Genomic DNA, 17535 nt, shown 5'->3' on the forward strand with positions numbered 1-17535 from the left:
AACCGAAGCCACATCTTCCTCTCATTCCGAACGACTAAGGTGCTCCGCATGAATCAGTCGCTCCCCAGGCTCGGCCGGATCAGCAAGGCTGTCATCCCCGCCGCCGGCCTCGGCACCCGCTTCCTCCCGGCGACGAAGGCGACGCCCAAGGAGATGCTGCCGGTCGTCGACAAGCCGGCCATCCAGTACGTCGTCGAGGAGGCCGTCGCGGCCGGGCTCTCGGACGTCCTGATGATCACCGGCCGGAACAAGCGTCCGCTGGAGGACCACTTCGACCGGAACTACGAGCTGGAGGAAGCTCTGAGCCGGAAGGGCGACGACGAACGCCTCTCCAAGGTCCAGGAGTCCAGCGACCTCGCCACCATGCACTACGTGCGCCAGGGCACCCCGCGCGGCCTCGGCCACGCCGTGCTCTGCGCCGCCCCGCACGTCGGCGACCAGCCCTTCGCCGTCCTCCTCGGCGACGACCTGATCGACCCGCGCGACCCGCTCCTCGCGCGCATGGTCGAGGTCCAGGAGCGCGAGGGCGGCAGCGTGATCGCCCTGATGGAGGTCGAGCCCTCGCAGATCCACCTGTACGGCTGCGCCGCGGTCGAGGCGACCGTCGACTCGGACGTCGTGCGGGTGACGGACCTGGTCGAGAAGCCGGAGCCGGCCGAGGCGCCCAGCAACTACGCGATCATCGGCCGCTATGTGCTCGACCCGGCCGTCTTCGACACCCTGCGGGAGACCGAGCCGGGCCGCGGCGGCGAGATCCAGCTGACCGACGCCCTGCAGAAGCTCGCCGCCGACGAGAAGCTGGGCGGCCCGGTGCACGGCGTCGTGTTCAAGGGGCGCCGCTATGACACCGGTGACCGCGGGGACTATCTGCGTGCCATTGTCAGACTCGCGTGCGAACGTGAAGATCTGGGACCGGACTTCCGGGCCTGGCTCCGGAGATACGTCAGCGAGGAGATGTAGCACCTTGAGCAGCAGCACGGCACCGTCGCCGTCCCCCGACGACAGCGGCCACGACCACGGGACGGCCCCCGCGGACCCCTGCGCGGGCCCGGCCAGCGGCCTGTGGTCGGTGGACGAGCACCTGGCCGACATCCTCGCGACCGTCGGCCCGCTCGAACCCATCGAGCTGCAACTCCTCGACGCCCAGGGCTGCGTCCTCGTCGAGGACGTGACGGTGCCGGTCGCGCTGCCCCCCTTCGACAACAGCTCCATGGACGGGTACGCGGTCCGGGTCGCCGATGTCTCCGGTGCCACCGAGGAGTTCCCCGCCGTCCTCACCGTCATCGGCGACGTCGCGGCCGGCGACGGCGGACTGCCCACCGTCGGCCCCGGCCAGGCCGCCCGGATCATGACCGGCGCCCCGGTGCCGCCCGGCGCCGAGGCCGTCGTCCCCGTCGAGTGGACCGACGGCGGCACCGGCGGCGGCGCGGCCACCGGCATGCGCGCGGCGAGCGCCGCCCCCGAGGGCGCCGGGGGTGAGGTCAGGGTCCACCGGGCCGCCGAGGCCGGCGCCCACGTCCGCAGGGCCGGCAGCGACGTACGGGCCGGGGAGTTGGCCCTCGCGGCGGGCACGGTCCTCGGGCCGCCGCAGATCGGACTGCTCGCCGCGATCGGCCGGGGCACCGTGCAGGTCCGCCCCCGCCCCCGGGTGGTCGTCCTCTCCACCGGCAGCGAGCTCGTCCAGCCCGGCGAGCCGCTCGGCGAGGGCCAGATCCACGACTCCAACAGCTTCGCGCTCGCCGCCGCCGCCCGGGACGCCGGGGCGCTCGCCTACCGGGTGGGGGCCGTCGCCGACGACGCCGAGTCGCTGCGCGCCACCATCGAGGACCAGCTCATCCGGGCCGACCTCATCGTGACCACCGGCGGGGTGAGCGTCGGGGCGTACGACGTCGTGAAGGAGGCGCTGACCGCCGACGGCCAGGTCGACTTCCGCAAGCTGGCCATGCAGCCCGGCAAGCCGCAGGGCTTCGGCGCCATCGGCGCCGAGCAGATCCCCCTGCTCGCCCTGCCGGGCAACCCCGTCTCCTCGTACGTCTCCTTCGAACTGTTCGTCCGCCCCGCGATCCGCGCCCTGATGGGCGTCCAGGACCTCCACCGCCCCCGCGTCCGCGCTGTCCTCGCGGCCGACAAAGCCCTCTCGTCGCCCGCCGGCCGCCGCCAGTTCCTCCGCGGCACCTACGACCCCGAGGCCGGCACCGTCACCCCCGTGGGCGGCGCTGGATCCCATCTCATCGCGGCCCTCGCCCACGCGGACTGCCTGCTCGTCGTCCCGGAGGACGAGACGCTCGTGGAACCGGGCAGCACGCTGGAAGTGGTCCTCCTCGGCTGAGGGGGCGAGGGTGGGGGTACGGTGTCGTCCCCATACAGCGACCGGGAGTGTCACGGCCATGAGCACGCAGCAAGGTCTCACCCACATCGACGAGGCGGGTGCGGCCCGCATGGTCGACGTCTCCGCGAAGGACGTCACGGCACGCACCGCGCGGGCCAGCGGGCGGGTCCTCGTGTCGCCGCGCGTGATCGAGCTGCTGCGCGGTGAGGGCGTCCCGAAGGGCGACGCGCTCGCGACGGCCCGGATCGCCGGGATCATGGGCGCGAAGAAGACGCCCGATCTCATCCCGCTCTGCCACCCGCTGGCGGTCTCGGGCGTGACGCTCGACCTCGCCGTCACCGACGAGGCCGTCGAGATCCTGGCGACCGTGAAGACCACTGACCGCACGGGCGTCGAGATGGAGGCCCTCACGGCCGTCTCGGTGGCCGCTCTCACGGTCGTCGACATGGTCAAGGCGGTCGACAAGGGCGCGGTGATCTCGGACGTGCGGGTGGAGGAGAAGACGGGCGGCAAGTCGGGCCACTGGACGCGGGGCGCCTCGTGACGCGCGGCGGCCAGGTGGCCGGCGTCCACGAGGGGGCGCGGGAGAGCGAGCCGGTCCCGGCCGTCCTCGGCGAGGGCGTCGGCGGCGCCCTGTCCGCCCCGTACTCGGCGCTGGTCGTCACCGCCTCCAACCGGGCGTCCGCCGGGGTGTACGAGGACAAGGGCGGCCCGCTGATCGCCGAGGGCCTGACCGCGATGGGCTTCGCCGTGGACGGCCCGCGGGTCGTCCCGGACGGGGCGCCGGTCGGGGCGGCGCTGCGGGCAGCGGTGGCCGCCGGGTACGACGTGGTGGTCACCACCGGAGGCACCGGCATCTCGCCCACCGACGAGACGCCCGAGGTCACCCGCCAGGTCCTCGACCGCGAGATCCCCGGCATCCCGGAGGCGATCCGGGCGTACGGGCGGGAGAAGGTGCCGACGGCGGCGCTCTCGCGCGGTCTCGCCGGGGTCGCGGGCGGCACGCTGATCGTGAACCTGCCGGGGTCCCCGGGTGGCGTACGGGACGGTCTGGCGGTCCTGGAGCCGCTGCTGCGGCACGCCGTCGACCAGATCCGTGGCGGCGACCACCCGAGAACCTCGTGATCCCGACCTGGCCGGTGATCCTCGTCGACGGGGACGTCGTGCTCCGGCCGATAAGGATGCGCGACCAGCGGGACTGGCGCGAGGTGAACCGCCGTAACCGCGAGTGGCTGCGGCCCTGGGAGGCGACGGTTCCGCCGGCGCCTCCGGGCGGGCCCGTCGCCCAGCGGCCTACGTACCGTCAGATGGTGCGCCATCTGCGGTCGGAGGCGAACGCGGGCCGGATGCTGCCGTTCGTCATCGAGTACCAGGGGCGGCTCGTCGGGCAGTTGACGGTGGCCGGGATCACCTGGGGCTCGATGTGCTCGGGGCACGTGGGGTACTGGGTGGACAGCGCGGTCGCCGGGCGCGGGGTGATGCCGACGGCGGTGGCGCTCGCCGTCGACCACTGCTTCCGCGCGGTCGGGCTGCACCGCATGGAGGTGTGCATCCGCCCGGAGAACGGGCCTTCGCGCCGGGTGGTGGAGAAGCTCGGCTTCCGTGAGGAGGGGCTGCGGCCCCGCTATCTCCACATCGACGGCGCCTGGCGGGATCATCTGGTCTTCGCGCTGACGGCGGAGGAGGTGCCGGAGGGGCTGTTGAGGCGCTGGCACCAGGCAAGAATAAAATAAGTGTTCGAATTTAATCGGTAGTTGGCACGCAAACGATCTGAACAATCACAAAAAAGTTCAGTGATATCAGCCAGATCGTGCGACACACCGGGCCAATTGGCCGATGCCCCCACGCGAACCCCTCTACCGTGGGAACGTGAGCAGCAGCGGCCTCATCTACGCAGTCATCGTCGGGGCCTGGGCCGCCTACTTGGTGCCGATGTGGCTCCGCAGGCAGGACGAGCTCAATGAAGCCCGTCCGACGGAACGCTTCAGCACCGCCATCCGGCTGCTTTCCGGACGGGCGGGCATGGAGCGCCGGTACGCCAAGGAGCTCAAGGAGCGGGACCGTACGGCGGAGGGCCCGACGCCCGACGTGGACCCGGACGCGGCGACCGAGCATCTCAGCTCGGTCGACGTCCGGGCCTTTTCCGCGCCCCCGGACAGAACCGAGGCGCGCCTCGAACTGCCCGAGCCCGCACCGGAACCCGCCCCGGCCAAGGCCGCCGCGCCCGCCCGCCAGGCCCCTGGTGCCCCGAGCCCCTCGGGCGCCCCGGGCACGGCCGCCGAGCGGGCCCGCCGCGGCAAGGTCCTCGCCCGGCGCCGGCGCACCACGACGCTCCTCTTCGCCGCCTTCACCCTCGGCGCGGTCGTCGCGGCAGTCGGCGGCGTCACCTTCCTGTGGGCGCCCGCGGTCCCCGCACTGCTCCTCAGCGCGTACATCGTGCACCTGCGGGTCCAGGAACGGCGGCGCTTCGTGTACGTGATGGACCGGCGCCGCGCCGAGGCCGCGGCCGCCCGGCTCCGCGAGAGCCGCCGCCCGGCCCCCACCCCGGAACCCGTCCCCGACCCGGCTCCCTCGCCGCAGGAGGCCGACCGGCGCGCCCTCGTCGAGCAGACCGACCACGCCGAATGGGTCGACCAGCAGCGCGAGCGCGGCCCCGCCCGCGGCGACAGCTGGGACCCCGTCCCGGTGCCGCTCCCCACGTACGTCACCGCCCCGGTCGCCCCGCGCGCCACCAGCGGCATCGACATCACCGACCCGGAGACCTGGAGCGCCGCCCGTTCCTCCACGGCCGCCGACCCCACCCCGGCGCCCGCCCCGGCCCCCCGTCAGCGGGCCACCCCGCCGCGCCGCAACCGCGACCACGGCCGCACCCCGCTGTTCGACCAGTACGCCGACGACGACCGCCCCCGCGCCGCCAACGAATGACCCCGCCGGGGGCCCGCGGCGGCCCTCGGCTGACCTGCGGTGAAGCGGATTTTTGCCTGAGCCGCTCGGGATGCTAATGTTTCACACGTCGCAAGGGCCTGTGGCGCAGTCTGGTAGCGCACCTCGTTCGCATCGAGGGGGTCTGGGGTTCAAATCCCCACAGGTCCACAAACGACAGTTCGCGAGTAGCTCTCGTGAACGTCTTGAGATCCCGTTCAGCCGTCAGGCTGGACGGGATCTCGGCGTTTGGGGATGGGTCCGACCGTCCGGTTCCGTTTCGTTGGCGACATGACGTACTCGCGACGGTCTCCTCGACTTTTCCGAAGTCGATCTTTCGGACCTGTGTGGCGCGATCTCCGGGGAGCGCCTGTCCGAAAGGGTTCGCCGTCGGCTTCGGGGGTCGGTGGCGTCGACCAGGTCCCGTGCACGTCCTGTTTGTTCCGCGCGGGGTGTCTGAGCTGCGGTGTTGTGGACTTCCCGCGGCCGGGTCGCGGACGGGGCCGGCGTCTGGCGGGCGTCTGCGCGCCGACGGTCGCGGGTCTCGCGTGGCCGGTTATTTCCGCCCATTTCCTGTAGGGGGGCGAGTGGGATTCTGATGCCCGGATCGCCTCATTGCCCGGAATCCACCCCTCCTCCGCCCAAGCTCAACTTCCGCTCAACTCGGTAGCCACTGTCCTGGCGGGCCGTCATCCTTTCGGCGTTCGTTGAAGATCGAGACAGCCAGGGGTGTACGTGTCCGTTGCCAGATGGCCTGCCGGGAGACCCGCGGCAGGAACCCGAAGAAGACGACTGATATCCATCGCACTGACGGGAGCGCTGTCCGCCTCCGCTCTCGTCGTCCTGCCCGGGCTCGCTCCGACGGCCTCGGCCGTCTTCGTGTCGCCGGTCGACACGGGAGAACAGAGCCAGGAGGACTTCGCGCTCGCGGAGGCGGCGAGGACGGGCCAGCCGTACGAGCTGGAATCCGCCCGCACCGAGACCACCGACACGTGGGCCCAGCCCGACGGGACGTGGACGGTGAGCCGGCACGCGACCGCCGTCCGCGTGCTCCGTGACGGTCAGTGGATCGCGACCGACCCGACGCTGGTCGACACCGGGAACGGCGTGCGGCCGAAGGCCTCGCTGGTCGACGTGACGTTCTCCGGCGGCGGCACGGCCCCCCTGCTCTCCGGAGTCAAGGACGGGCGCACGCTCACGCTGAACTGGCCGACGGCGCTGCCGAAGCCCACGCTGGCCGAGAACGTGGCCACGTACGCCGAGATCCTGCCCGGCGTCGACCTCCAGCTGAAGGCCGAGGTCGAGGGCTTCTCGCAGCTCCTGGTCGTCAAGACGCCCGAAGCCGCGCAGAACCCGCAGCTGGACAGCCTGAAGTTCAAGTTCGGGACGGTCGGCCTCGACGTCTCGGTGGACAGCGAGACCGGCAACCTGACCGCCGTGGACCCCTCGGGCCACGCGGTCTTCTCCAGCCCGACGCCGCTGATGTGGGACTCCACGAAGATCTCCAGCGAGTCGGCGCCGGCCGGCGGTGCCCAGGCGTTCTCCGCCGACGCCGTGGGAGGGACGGCGGACGACGGGACGGCGGCACCGGAGGACACCTTCGAGCCGCCGCCGGGTTCCACGGACGCTCCGATGGACACCACGGTCACCGGGGACACCCTGGAGATCAAGCCGGACCAGGCCATGCTGGCCGCTCCGCAGACCCAGTACCCGGTCTACATCGACCCGCAGTGGGCGTGGGGCGAGCGGCAGAACTGGACGCGCGTCTACAAGCACTACCCGAACTACTCGTTCTGGAACTCCACCGACCCGATCCGGGTCGGCTACGAGGCCGAGACGGGCGGCTCCGACCGCATCTCGCGCTCGTTCATCCAGCTGGACACGAGTGACGTCATGGGTGCCGAGGTCAAGTCGGCCACCTTCCGCGTCAAGAACATCTGGTCCTGGTCCTGCCAGTCCCGGCCCGTGCAGGTCTGGCACACGACGGGCATCACGTCCAAGACGACGTGGAAGAACCAGCCGACCCAGCTCTCGCTGCTCAGGACGGTGAACGACTCCAAGGGCTGGGACTCGAAGATCCCGAACTGCGGGGCGGGGAACCTCGAGTTCGACATCACCTCGAAGGTCAAGGCGCGGGCCAAGGAGGGCAAGAACAACCAGGGCCTGGCCAACATCACCCTGGGTCTCTACGCCGAGGACGAGGGGGACACCTTCGCCTGGAAGAAGTTCGACCCGAAGACGGCCACCCTCGAGATCGCGTACAACACCCTGCCGAAGCGGCCGGAGGGCCTGGGGACGTACCCCAAGACCGACTGCAAGACCGGCGGGATCATCGGCAACACCCGGGTCAGCCTGTACGCCACGCACTCCGACCGTGACGGCGGCAACCTGACGGCGCGCTTCAAGCTGTACAAGTCGGGTGTCACCGATCCGATCAGGACGATGGACCTGCCCGCCCTGAAGGACAAGGTCACCACCTGGGCGGTGCCCGAGGCGGACCTGCCGACGGGCAGCTACACCTGGAACGTCGTCACGAAGGACAAGGACCAGGCCTGGGGCCCGACCTCGGTGACCTGCAAGTTCAGCGTCGACCGCACGCGTCCCAGCAGCCCGCCGAGCATCACGTCGACGGTCTTCCCGAACGGTGAGACCAAGTGGCCCGCCAACACCGGCAAGGCGCGGACGCCCGGCGCGTTCACGTTCGGCCCGAACGGCGTCTCCGACGTGGCCCAGTACTACTACTGGACGGACACCGACCCCGACGTCACGCCGGTCAGCGCGAGCGCGCCGACGGTGACCATCACCCCGCCGAGCTACGGCCCGCACTTCGTCTACGCGTACAGCGTGGACAAGGCCGGCAACCGCTCGGACACGGCCACGTACATCTTCTACGCGGCCACGTCGAAGACGCGGGACGTCCCCTTCGACCTGAACGGTGACGGGCAGCACGACATCTGGGCCGCGGACGGCAACGGCACCCTGCTGACCTACGCGGGCCAGGGCTCGGGCGAGTTCAGCAACGCCAGCAACGGCGGCGGCTCGTTCGCCGGCAAGCAGATCACGACCTTCGGCGACTGGGGCCAGGACGGCTACAACGACCTGGTGTCCCTGGAGTACGACGAGGTCGACAAGCGCAAGAAGATCTACACGTACAAGAACGACGGCCTCGGCAAGATCGACCCGAACTCGCGGCTCGAGCTGAAGGTCACCTGCCCGGTCCGCAACCCGGACGAGGGCTGCGACGGCGAGGAGACCTGGGCCGGCGACGACCACTGGTTCAACGCCGACCAGATCGCCGCCCCCGGTGACATCAACGCCGACGGCCAGCCCGACCTCCTGGTCAAGCAGGGCAAGCTGCTCTGGGCCTACTACGGCAACCGCGCCACCGACGACCTGGACCTCGGCTACACGCGGTCGCCCACGCCCGTCGGCGGCAAGAACTGGGACAAGTACACGATCATCACCCCGGGCGACATCAGCTGGGACGGACTCCCGGACCTCTGGCTCCGCGACGACCTCACCGGTGACATCCTGCTCGCCTGGGCCGAGTACGCGCCCGGCGGCGGCCTTGACGCCGCGACCTGGGGCCTTCCGGAGAACCTGCTGAAGATCGGCAGCGGCGTCACCAAGGCCGCCTACCCGATCGTCGGCTCCTCCGGCGACATCACGAACGACCCGTACGAGGACATCCGCGCGGAGCTATGGGCCCGTCAGGCCTCGGACAACGCCCTGGTGGGCTGGAAGGGTCAGTCGACCAGCGCGACCAGCACCATCATGTTCGGCGCCAAGTTCACGATCGACGGCATGACGGGCGGCGCCTACATCCCGTCCGGCACCACGATCGCCTCCGGCGAGTCCTACACCTCCAACGCCGCCAAGCTCACGATGCGGACCGACGGCAACCTCGTCGTCACCTCCAACGCGGGCAACGTGCTGTGGAGCTCGGGCACCGCCGGCAACAACGGGGCCACGGCCGTCCTGCAGACCGACGGCAAGCTCGTGATCAAGAACGCGACCGGGGTCGTACTGAAGCCGTTCGGGGTGACCGCTCCCAACGGCTACGCGATGCTCCAGGACCGCGGCAACTTCGTCATCTACGACGCCGCGGGCCGGTCCACCTGGGCGGCGAACACCACCGTCCGGCACGACTACGACGGCGACGGCCGCAGCGACATGGCGGCCTGGTACTCGATCCCCGGCGGCAAGTCCGCCCTGCACACCTTCAAGTCCAACTCGGACGGCACCTTCGCCGCGCCGGTCAAGTCCTACGAGTCCGCGGTCGGCAGCTGGAACGTCGACCGGATGAAGTTCGCCACCGGCGACTACAACGGTGACGGCAAGGGCGACATGGCGGCCCTGTACGACTACGGCGACGGCGTGGTCAAGCTGTTCACCGCGCTCGGCAAGGCGGGCGGAGGGTTCAACGCGCCCTTCGCGTCCTGGACCTCGCAGAAGGGTGGCTGGTACTCCGGCTCCATGACCCTGGAGTCGGGCGACTTCAACGGTGACGGCCGCGACGACATCATGGCCTGGTACGCGTACGGGGCCGGCAACGACACCATCTTCACCTTCACCGCCAACGTGAAGGGCGGCTTCAACGCGCCCCACCGCTCCGCCGAACTCCAGGCGGGCTGGTGGGACGTCAGCGACAGCAAGTTCGCCACCGGTGACTTCAACGGTGACGGCCGCGACGACCTCGCGGCCCTCTACGGGTACCCGGACGGCACCCTGAAGATGCACACCTTCCCGGCCCTTTCCGACGGCGGCTTCAGCAACCTGAGCATCACGTCCTGGGCCGGTAACGGCACGACGTGGGGCGCCTTCAACCGGACCTTCCTGGAAGCCGGCGACTTCAATGGCGACGGTCTCGACGACGTCAGCTTCTGGTACGACTACGCCGACGGAAAGGACTCCCTGTTCAAGCTCCCCGCCTCCTCGGCGCGGGACGGGAAGTTCACCACATCCAGCATCCGGGCCCTGGATATCCCGGCCGGTAACTGGTATTACCAGGGTGCCCAGTACACGCCGGGCGACTACAACGGTGACGGTCGCGACGACATCGGCAGCCTTTACGGCTTCGCCACCGGTGAGGTCAAGGCGTTCACCCACCTGTCGAACGCCACGGGCTTCGACTACCACAAGGCCGGCTGGAGCACGCTGACCGGCTGGACCTGGGCGAACAGCACCATTCTGCGCGCTTACAACTAAGAGCGCCGCACCTAGCAGTAAATGACTGGCGATGCCCGGGAATTCTTCCCGGGCATCGCCTTTTTCGGAGCTGTTTTTCATCTCTCAGATCTACCTCAAATTACGGACCCGCGGCCGACGGATTCGAGTAGCGTTCGGTGACATTTCCGTACCCATGAGAGGTGGGGCGTGAGAATTCATCGCATACGTGCATCCGCAACCGTTTTGGCGGTTACGGTCACGATGGGAGTCCTTCCGGCGGCGGGTATTGCATCCGCTGTTCCGGAGGAAAGAAATCCGCTTCCGGTTCTTGAACAGCCGAAGCCGGTGCCCGTGGAGAAGGCGGCCATCGGCGGCAAGAGAAGACCGGACGCCGCGGCGGCGAACGCGTGGCGGGGGAGACCACGTGTCGCCTGGCCCGTGGCGGGCTCGGCGGAGGTGACCCTGGCCCCGCCGACCGGCGGCGCGCGGGCGGCGCGAGTGGACGGCGGATCCGTCGCGGTCCGGGCGGGGACGCTGCCCGTCTCCGTCGCGCTGACCGGACGGGGCGGGGCCGCCGAAGCCGCGCCCCGGGTCAAGGTCCGGGTCGCGGAACGCAAGGCCGCTCAGCGCGCGGGCGTGGAGGGGCTGCTGCTGTCCCTGGGGCGTACCGATGCCACGGCCGGGAAGGCCGACACGCGCGTGCAGGTGGACTACTCCGCCTTCCGTGACGCGTACGGCGGCGACTGGGCCGCGCGGCTCAGACTCGTGGGCCTTCCGGCCTGTGCGCTGACGACGCCCGACAAGGACAAGTGCCGGATCCAGACGCCGCTGGACACCACGAACGACACGCGGGCGGGGACCCTGTCCGCTCCGGTCGCCCTGGCCGGTGCGGCGGTGCTGGCGGCGACGGCGGGCACCCAGAGCTCGTCGGGCGACTACAAGGCGACGAGCCTGTCGGCCTCGGGGTCGTGGAGCGCGGGCGAATCGACCGGAGCCTTCAGCTGGAACCATCCGATCGACGTGCCGGCGGTGCCCGGCGGGATACAGCCGACGATCTCCCTCGACTACTCCTCGCAGGCCGTCGACGGCAGGACGGCCGCCTCCAACAACCAGCCGTCCTGGATCGGCGACGGCTGGAACTGGGAGCCCGGCTTCATCGAGCGCCGCTACAAGTCGTGCAACGACGACAAGACCGACGCGACGAACACCACGCGCGTGGGTGACCTCTGCTGGTTCAACGACAACGCGACGCTGAACCTCGGCGGCAAGAGCACCGAGCTCGTCTACCAGTCCGGCAAGGGCTGGCACGCCTCCGACGACTCCGGCGCCGAGATCGAGAAGCTGACCGGCGCCGAGAACGGCGACAAGGGCACGGACGGCGTCGACGGCAAGGGCGAGCACTGGAAGGTCACCACGGCCGACGGCACCCAGTACTTCTTCGGCCGGAACCGGCTGCCCGGCTGGACCGACGGCGGCACCATCACGCCCGATGACGACAGCCCGGTCACCAACTCCACCTGGACCATGCCCGTCTACGGCAACCAGGAGGGCGAACCCTGCTACGACGCCTCGTTCGCCGACGGCTGGTGCCAGCAGGCCTGGCGCTGGCAGCTCGACTACGTGGTCGACCCGCACGGCAACGCCATGGCGTACTACTGGAACACCGAGAAGAACAACTACGGCCGGAACGTCTCCGAGACCACCGGAGAGTCCACCGCGACCTCCTACATCCGGGGCGGCTGGCTCGACCACATCGACTACGGCCTGCGGGACAACGCCGTCTACACCGGCAAGGCCATGGGCAAGGTCGACTTCACCGTCGCCGAGCGCTGCCTGACCGGCTGCGGCACCTTCGACGAGACCAACGCCGGGAACTGGCCGGACGTCCCTTACGACGCGTACTGCAAGGACGGCGTCAAGTGCGAGGACAACTACTCGCCGACGTTCTGGTCCCGCAAGCGCCTCGCCGGGATCACCACCAAGGTGCTGACCGGAGGCGCGTACCAGGACGTCGACTCCTGGACGCTGACGCAGGGCTTCCCCGCGTCCGGTGACGGCATCTCCCGTCCGATGTGGCTCAGTTCGATCCAGCGCACCGGCAAGGCGGGCGGCACGGTCAAGCTGCCGGCCGTCACCTTCGCGGGCGAGCAGATGGCCAACCGGGTCGACAAGACCGGCGACGGCCTCGCCCCCTTCATCCGGCTGAGGCTCTACCAGATCACCACGGAGACCGGCGGCACCATCGGCGTCAACTACTCGACGCCCGGCTGCACCGCCACCTCCCTGCCGGCCCCGGACGCCACCAACACCACACGCTGCTACCCGGTGAAGTGGGCGTACGAGGGGTACGAGGCCCAGCTCGACTGGTTCAACAGCTATGTCGCCACCCAGGTCATCGAGGGCGACAACCTCGCCGAGTCCCCCGACAAGGTCACCGACTACTCCTACCTCGACGGCGCCGCCTGGACGAAGAGCACCGACGAGTTCACCAAGGCCGAGGACCGCACCTACTCCGTCTCCCGCGGCTACGGGCGGGTCCAGACCCGCACCGGCGCCGCCGACGACCCCCGCACCCTGACCGAGAGCCGCTACTTCCGCGGACGCGACGGGCAGAGCGTCAAGGACTCGACCGGAGCCGGGGTCACGGACCGCGAGCAGTTCGCCGGCATGGTCCGCGAGCGCGTCACCTACAACGGCGACGACACCTCGAAGCCCGTCACCGCGACCTCCTCCACCCCGTGGCGCTCCGGGGTCACCGCCTCGCGCACCCGCCCCGGCCTGCCCGCCCTGGAGGCGTACTCCACGGGCGTCGAGAAGGAGCAGACGCGGACCGCCGTCACCGGCGGCACCCGCACCACCGAACTCACCCGCACCTTCGACGCGTACGGCATGGTCACGAGCGTCTCCGAGACCGGTGACGTCGACAAGCCCGACGACGAGCGGTGCACCACCACCAGCTACGCCCGCAACACCGCCGACGGCATCCTCGACAAGGTCAGCAGGACCCTGACCGTCGCCGTGCCCTGCGGCACCACGGCGGCCTGGCCGGGCGACGTCATCGACGACGTCCGGACCTCCTACGACGGCGGCGCGTTCGGCGCGGCGCCGACCAAGGGCGACATCACCAAGAGCGAGCGGATCAACGGCGCCGGCACCGGCTACGACACGGTGTCCAGCACCCCCGTGGCCGACTACGACGTCTACGGCCGCGGCCTGTCGGCGGCGGACGCCTTCGGCAAGATCACCACGACCCGCTACACCCCGGCCGCCGGGGAGGCGCCGACCTCCGTGGTCGTCACCAACCCGCTCGGTCACGCGGCGACGACCACGATGGACCCGCGGCGCGGCCTTCCGACGCAGGTCACCGACGCCAACGGCAAGGTGACCACGACCGCCTACGACGCGCTCGGCCGGACCACGAAGGTGTGGCTGCCGACCCGCTCGGCCGTCACCTACCCGGACTCGCCCAACCGGTCCTTCGAGTACCTCGTGCGCAACGACGGCCCGATCGTTGTCACCAGCAAGTCCCTCGCGCACGACGCGCAGTACAAGACGTCCTACTCCTTCTTCGACGGTCTGCTGCGCGCCCGGCAGACCCAGGAGAACTCTCCCGACCTGTCCGGACGGCTCGTCACGGAGAACTTCTACGACACCCGCGGCCAGGTCTGGCGCGCCTCCGGCGTCTACTACGCCACGGGCTCGGCGGAGCCGGCCCTCGTCACCGGCGAGGAGCTGCACTACCCGTCGTCCACGGACACCCTGTACGACGGCGCCGGTCGCGTCACGGACGTGATCGCGCGGAGGTTCGGCGACGAGACGAAGCGGACCACCACCCGCTACACCGGTGACACCGTGACGACGATCCCGCCGAAGGGCGGCATCGCGACCACGAAGGTCGTCGACGCGCTCGGCCGGACCGTCGAGCTGCGGCAGCACACGGACGCGGCCCTCACGCAGTACCAGGCCACGCTCTACCACTTCGACCGGAAGGGCCGGGCCGACAAGCTGACCGACCCGTCGGGCGTCGCGTGGTCCTACGGCTACGACGCGCGCGGCCGTCAGACGCGGGTCGACGACCCCGACAAGGGGACGGTCAAGACCTCATACGACGCGGCCGACCGGCCCGTCGACGTCACGGACGCGCGCCTGTTCACCCTGCACACCGACTACGACGCGCTCGGCCGCAAGACCGCCGTCAAGAAGGGCACGACGACCCTGTCGTCCTTCGAGTACGACACCGTCGCCAAGGGGCAGCTCTCCAAGGCGTCCACCTGGGTCGCGGGACAGGCGTACGAGTCCGCGGTGACCTCGTACAACAGCCTCTACAACCCCGTCGGCACCCAGCTGACCATCCCGGCCCGCGAGGGAGCGGCCGCCGGCGTCTACAAGTGGACGACCTCCTACAACCCCAACACCAGCCAGGTGATGTGGACCATGCAGCCGGCCATGGGCGGGCTGCCGGCGGAGAAGGTCGCCAACACGTACAGCCCGGTCGCCGGTCTGCTGAACACCGTCGGCGCGGGAACCGACCCGCTGGTGTCGGCGAGCACCTACGACCACTACGGCCGGCTCACCCGCCAGGAGCTCGGCGCCTTCGGCCAGAAGGTCATGCTCTCCCACATCTACGACGAGCACACCGGCGCCCTGACGCAGGCGTTCGTCGACCGGGAGGTGGCGCCGCAGCGGGTCGAGGACACCAAGTACGGCTACGACCCGGCCGGCAACATCACCTCCGTCGCCACCGCCTACGGCCAGGACGCGGCCCGCACCACGGACACCCAGTGCGTCACGCTGGACATCCTGGCCCGGATCACCGAGGCCTGGACCAACACCGGTACGGCCTGCGCCCCCGCCCCGTCCACGACGGCGGTCGGCGGCCAGGACGCCTACTGGACGACGTACACCTACGACGCCGTCGGCAACCGCAAGACCGAGACCCAGCACAAGACCGCCTCGGGCCCGGCCGCCGACACCCTCCGCACCTACGCGACCCCGACCGCCGGCAGCCACAAGCTCCCCAAGGTCACCCAGACCGGAACCAACCCCCACGACGAGACCTTCGGCTACGACGCGGCGGGCAACACCAACTCCCGCAAGATCGGCTCCGCCGCGCAGCAGATCCTGGCGTGGGACGACCTGGGCCACCTCGCGTCGGTCACCGAGGGGACGACGCAGAAGGCGAGCTATGTGTACGACACGGAGGGGCAGCGGCTCGCGGCGAAGGACGCCGACGGGACGACCCTCTACCTCCCGGGAGGCAACGAACTGCACCTGAGCAAGGCCGGCGTGCTGTCCGGCACCCGCTACTACACCGCCGGTGACCGGGTCGTCGCGGTCCGGACGGGCGGAAAGCTGACCTTCACGCTCTCCGACCACCACGGCACCGGCACGACCCAGATCTCGGCCGACGCCGCCCAGACGGTCACCCGCCGCAAGACCGCGATCTTCGGCGCCCCCCGCGGCACCCAACCGTCCTCCTGGACCGGCGAGAAGGGCTTCGTCGGCGGCACCAACGACACCGCCACCGGTCTCATCCACCTCGGCGCCCGCGAATACGACGCCGCCCTCGGCCGCTTCGTCTCCGTCGACCCCCTCTTCGTCACCGACGACCCGCGCCAGCACAACGCCTACGTCTACAGCAACAACAACCCCGTCTCCCTCTCGGACCCGGCCGGCACGGAAATCGGCTCCATGCCGAACTCCTGCCTGTACGACCTGAGGAACTGCTCGAACGACGAGAAGACGGGCAAGGTTCCGGCGTGCTGCACCTCCACCGGCGGTGGCGGTGGCGGTGGCGGTGGTGGCGGCGGCGGCGGCGGTGGCGGTGGCGGTGGAGGCGGCGGTGGCGGCGGTGGTGGCGGCGGCGGTTCGAACGCCGGGTCCCACTACTGCGACGGCTGCCGTCCTCTGATGCCTCAGCTCCCCAAGGGTGTGGTCGTGCCCGACGGAGGAAAGGACGTCAGCTGGTCCGAAACGGCAACGGTATCCAGGGACAACTACGTCGACCTGGACACCGCCGGGTGGTACTTGGGTGACGCGGACTCCGACCACACCATCTCGTACGCCTATGCCGTCAACGAGCAGGTGACGACGACGGAGCAGTACTCCAAGACGTTCGGCGCCAGCCTCACGCTGTCAGGCGCGGTGAAGGGCAAGGTTCCGTTCCTGGCGGAGGGCAAGCTCGAGGTTGCCGTCGGGCTCAACGGATCGTGGGCCTGGACCGACATCGACACCAAGTTGAGGTCCGACACCCAGACCATCACGGCGACGTGGGATGTCAAGAAGGGCCAGAGCGTGGGGCTTTCTCCCAGTGGCGTACTGACGTCCTATCAGACGACCTACCATCACAAAGACGGTCGTACAAGTACGAAGGCGTGGGGGACGTTCGATGTGACCACATGGAAGCCTGTCACCTACTCGCAGATACCGAGGAACATGATGGGACTCGCCGCGAAGCCCGAAACCGGGATCAGGCAGTGAGGCGCTCTCTCGTCCCGGCGGCCTCGGTGCCGCTGCTCCTCGGCCTGCTCCTTGGCTGTGGGGCGCGGCCGGACGGGGTGGCGGTCGCGCCATCGGTGGGTTCGCCGTCTTCCTCCGGACCCTCCCTGGACAAGACCGCCGACCTCGCATCCGGCATGCTCCGGAAGGCCGAGGCGGCGGGCGAGGCACCCGCCGGGGCTCCCGCCTCCGAGGTCACCCGGAACAGCGCTGCTGTGACCTTGATGTGGGAGACGGCCAAGGGGCGCCTGTGCCTCGCGCAGGCTCCGGTCTCGGGTGGGTCGGAGGTCCGTCTGTGTGCCGATCTCGCCGGAATCAAGCCCGTGGCCGGTGGCCACGTGGCGAAGGCGTTCGGGACGATGTCCGCTCCGGGCGGCGGCTGGACTGCCGTGCTCCTGGCGGAGCGCGGGACCCGGGTGACGTCGGTCCGGTTCGCCGGGCAGGCGGTCGACTGGACCCCCGTCAGGACATTGGCACCTGAGCGCTCGGGGCGGACCGTCTATGCCCTCGCATTCTCCGGCCGCTACCCGGTGGGAGAGCTGCTGCTGGCGCTCGACGCGGGCGGGCATGAGCGGGAGGAGCGGCTCACTCTGCGCTGACGGAGGGTGAAGAGAGAC

9 protein-coding genes and 1 tRNA gene are annotated in these 17535 nt (G+C 70.2%); all 10 read left to right on the plus strand.

All coding sequences use genetic code 11. The features are described from left to right. Positions 1–48 precede the first annotated feature (48 nt). Complete coding sequence (gene galU, locus ACZ7G1_RS22485; protein ID WP_470877509.1) at positions 49–960, plus strand: UTP--glucose-1-phosphate uridylyltransferase GalU; 912 nt, start codon at positions 49–51, stop codon at positions 958–960. 4 nt (positions 961–964) lie between these two features. After that, the gene (glp, locus tag ACZ7G1_RS22490) at positions 965–2329 is read left to right on the plus strand and encodes a molybdotransferase-like divisome protein Glp (RefSeq protein WP_470877508.1); all 1365 of its coding nucleotides are present in this window, start codon (positions 965–967) and stop codon (positions 2327–2329) included. Between the two features lie 58 nt (positions 2330–2387). Further along, positions 2388–2873 carry a cyclic pyranopterin monophosphate synthase MoaC gene (gene moaC / locus ACZ7G1_RS22495; RefSeq protein WP_470877507.1) on the plus strand — a complete coding sequence of 162 codons (486 nt, stop codon included), beginning with the start codon at positions 2388–2390 and terminating at the stop codon, positions 2871–2873. Further along, positions 2870–3454, plus strand: coding sequence for a MogA/MoaB family molybdenum cofactor biosynthesis protein (locus tag ACZ7G1_RS22500; RefSeq protein ID WP_470877506.1), 585 nt, complete (start codon positions 2870–2872; stop codon positions 3452–3454). Before moaC ends, ACZ7G1_RS22500 begins: the two co-directional genes overlap by 4 nt. After that, on the plus strand, positions 3451–4062 hold the full coding sequence (locus tag ACZ7G1_RS22505) for a GNAT family N-acetyltransferase (RefSeq protein WP_470877505.1): 612 nt from the start codon (positions 3451–3453) through the stop codon (positions 4060–4062). Before ACZ7G1_RS22500 ends, ACZ7G1_RS22505 begins: the two co-directional genes overlap by 4 nt. Positions 4063–4198: 136 nt before the next feature. After that, positions 4199–5254, plus strand: coding sequence for a divisome protein SepX/GlpR (gene sepX / locus ACZ7G1_RS22510; RefSeq protein ID WP_470877504.1), 1056 nt, complete (start codon positions 4199–4201; stop codon positions 5252–5254). Between the two features lie 94 nt (positions 5255–5348). Next, a tRNA-Ala gene (locus ACZ7G1_RS22515) sits at positions 5349–5422 on the plus strand. A gap of 564 nt (positions 5423–5986) precedes the next feature. Then, positions 5987–10459, plus strand: a complete 4473-nt coding sequence (locus ACZ7G1_RS22520) for an FG-GAP-like repeat-containing protein (RefSeq protein ID WP_470877503.1) — start codon at positions 5987–5989, stop codon at positions 10457–10459. Between the two features lie 306 nt (positions 10460–10765). Next, a complete protein-coding gene (locus tag ACZ7G1_RS22525) occupies positions 10766–16900 on the plus strand; it encodes an RHS repeat-associated core domain-containing protein (RefSeq protein WP_470877502.1) in 6135 nt (2044 codons plus the stop codon). Continuing rightward, positions 16897–17517: a hypothetical protein gene (locus ACZ7G1_RS22530; protein WP_470877501.1), complete on the plus strand. Its 621-nt coding sequence runs from the start codon at positions 16897–16899 to the stop codon at positions 17515–17517. Before ACZ7G1_RS22525 ends, ACZ7G1_RS22530 begins: the two co-directional genes overlap by 4 nt. The last annotated feature ends 18 nt before the right edge of the window (positions 17518–17535 follow it).

Source organism: Streptomyces sp. NPDC037273 (assembly GCF_055603625.1).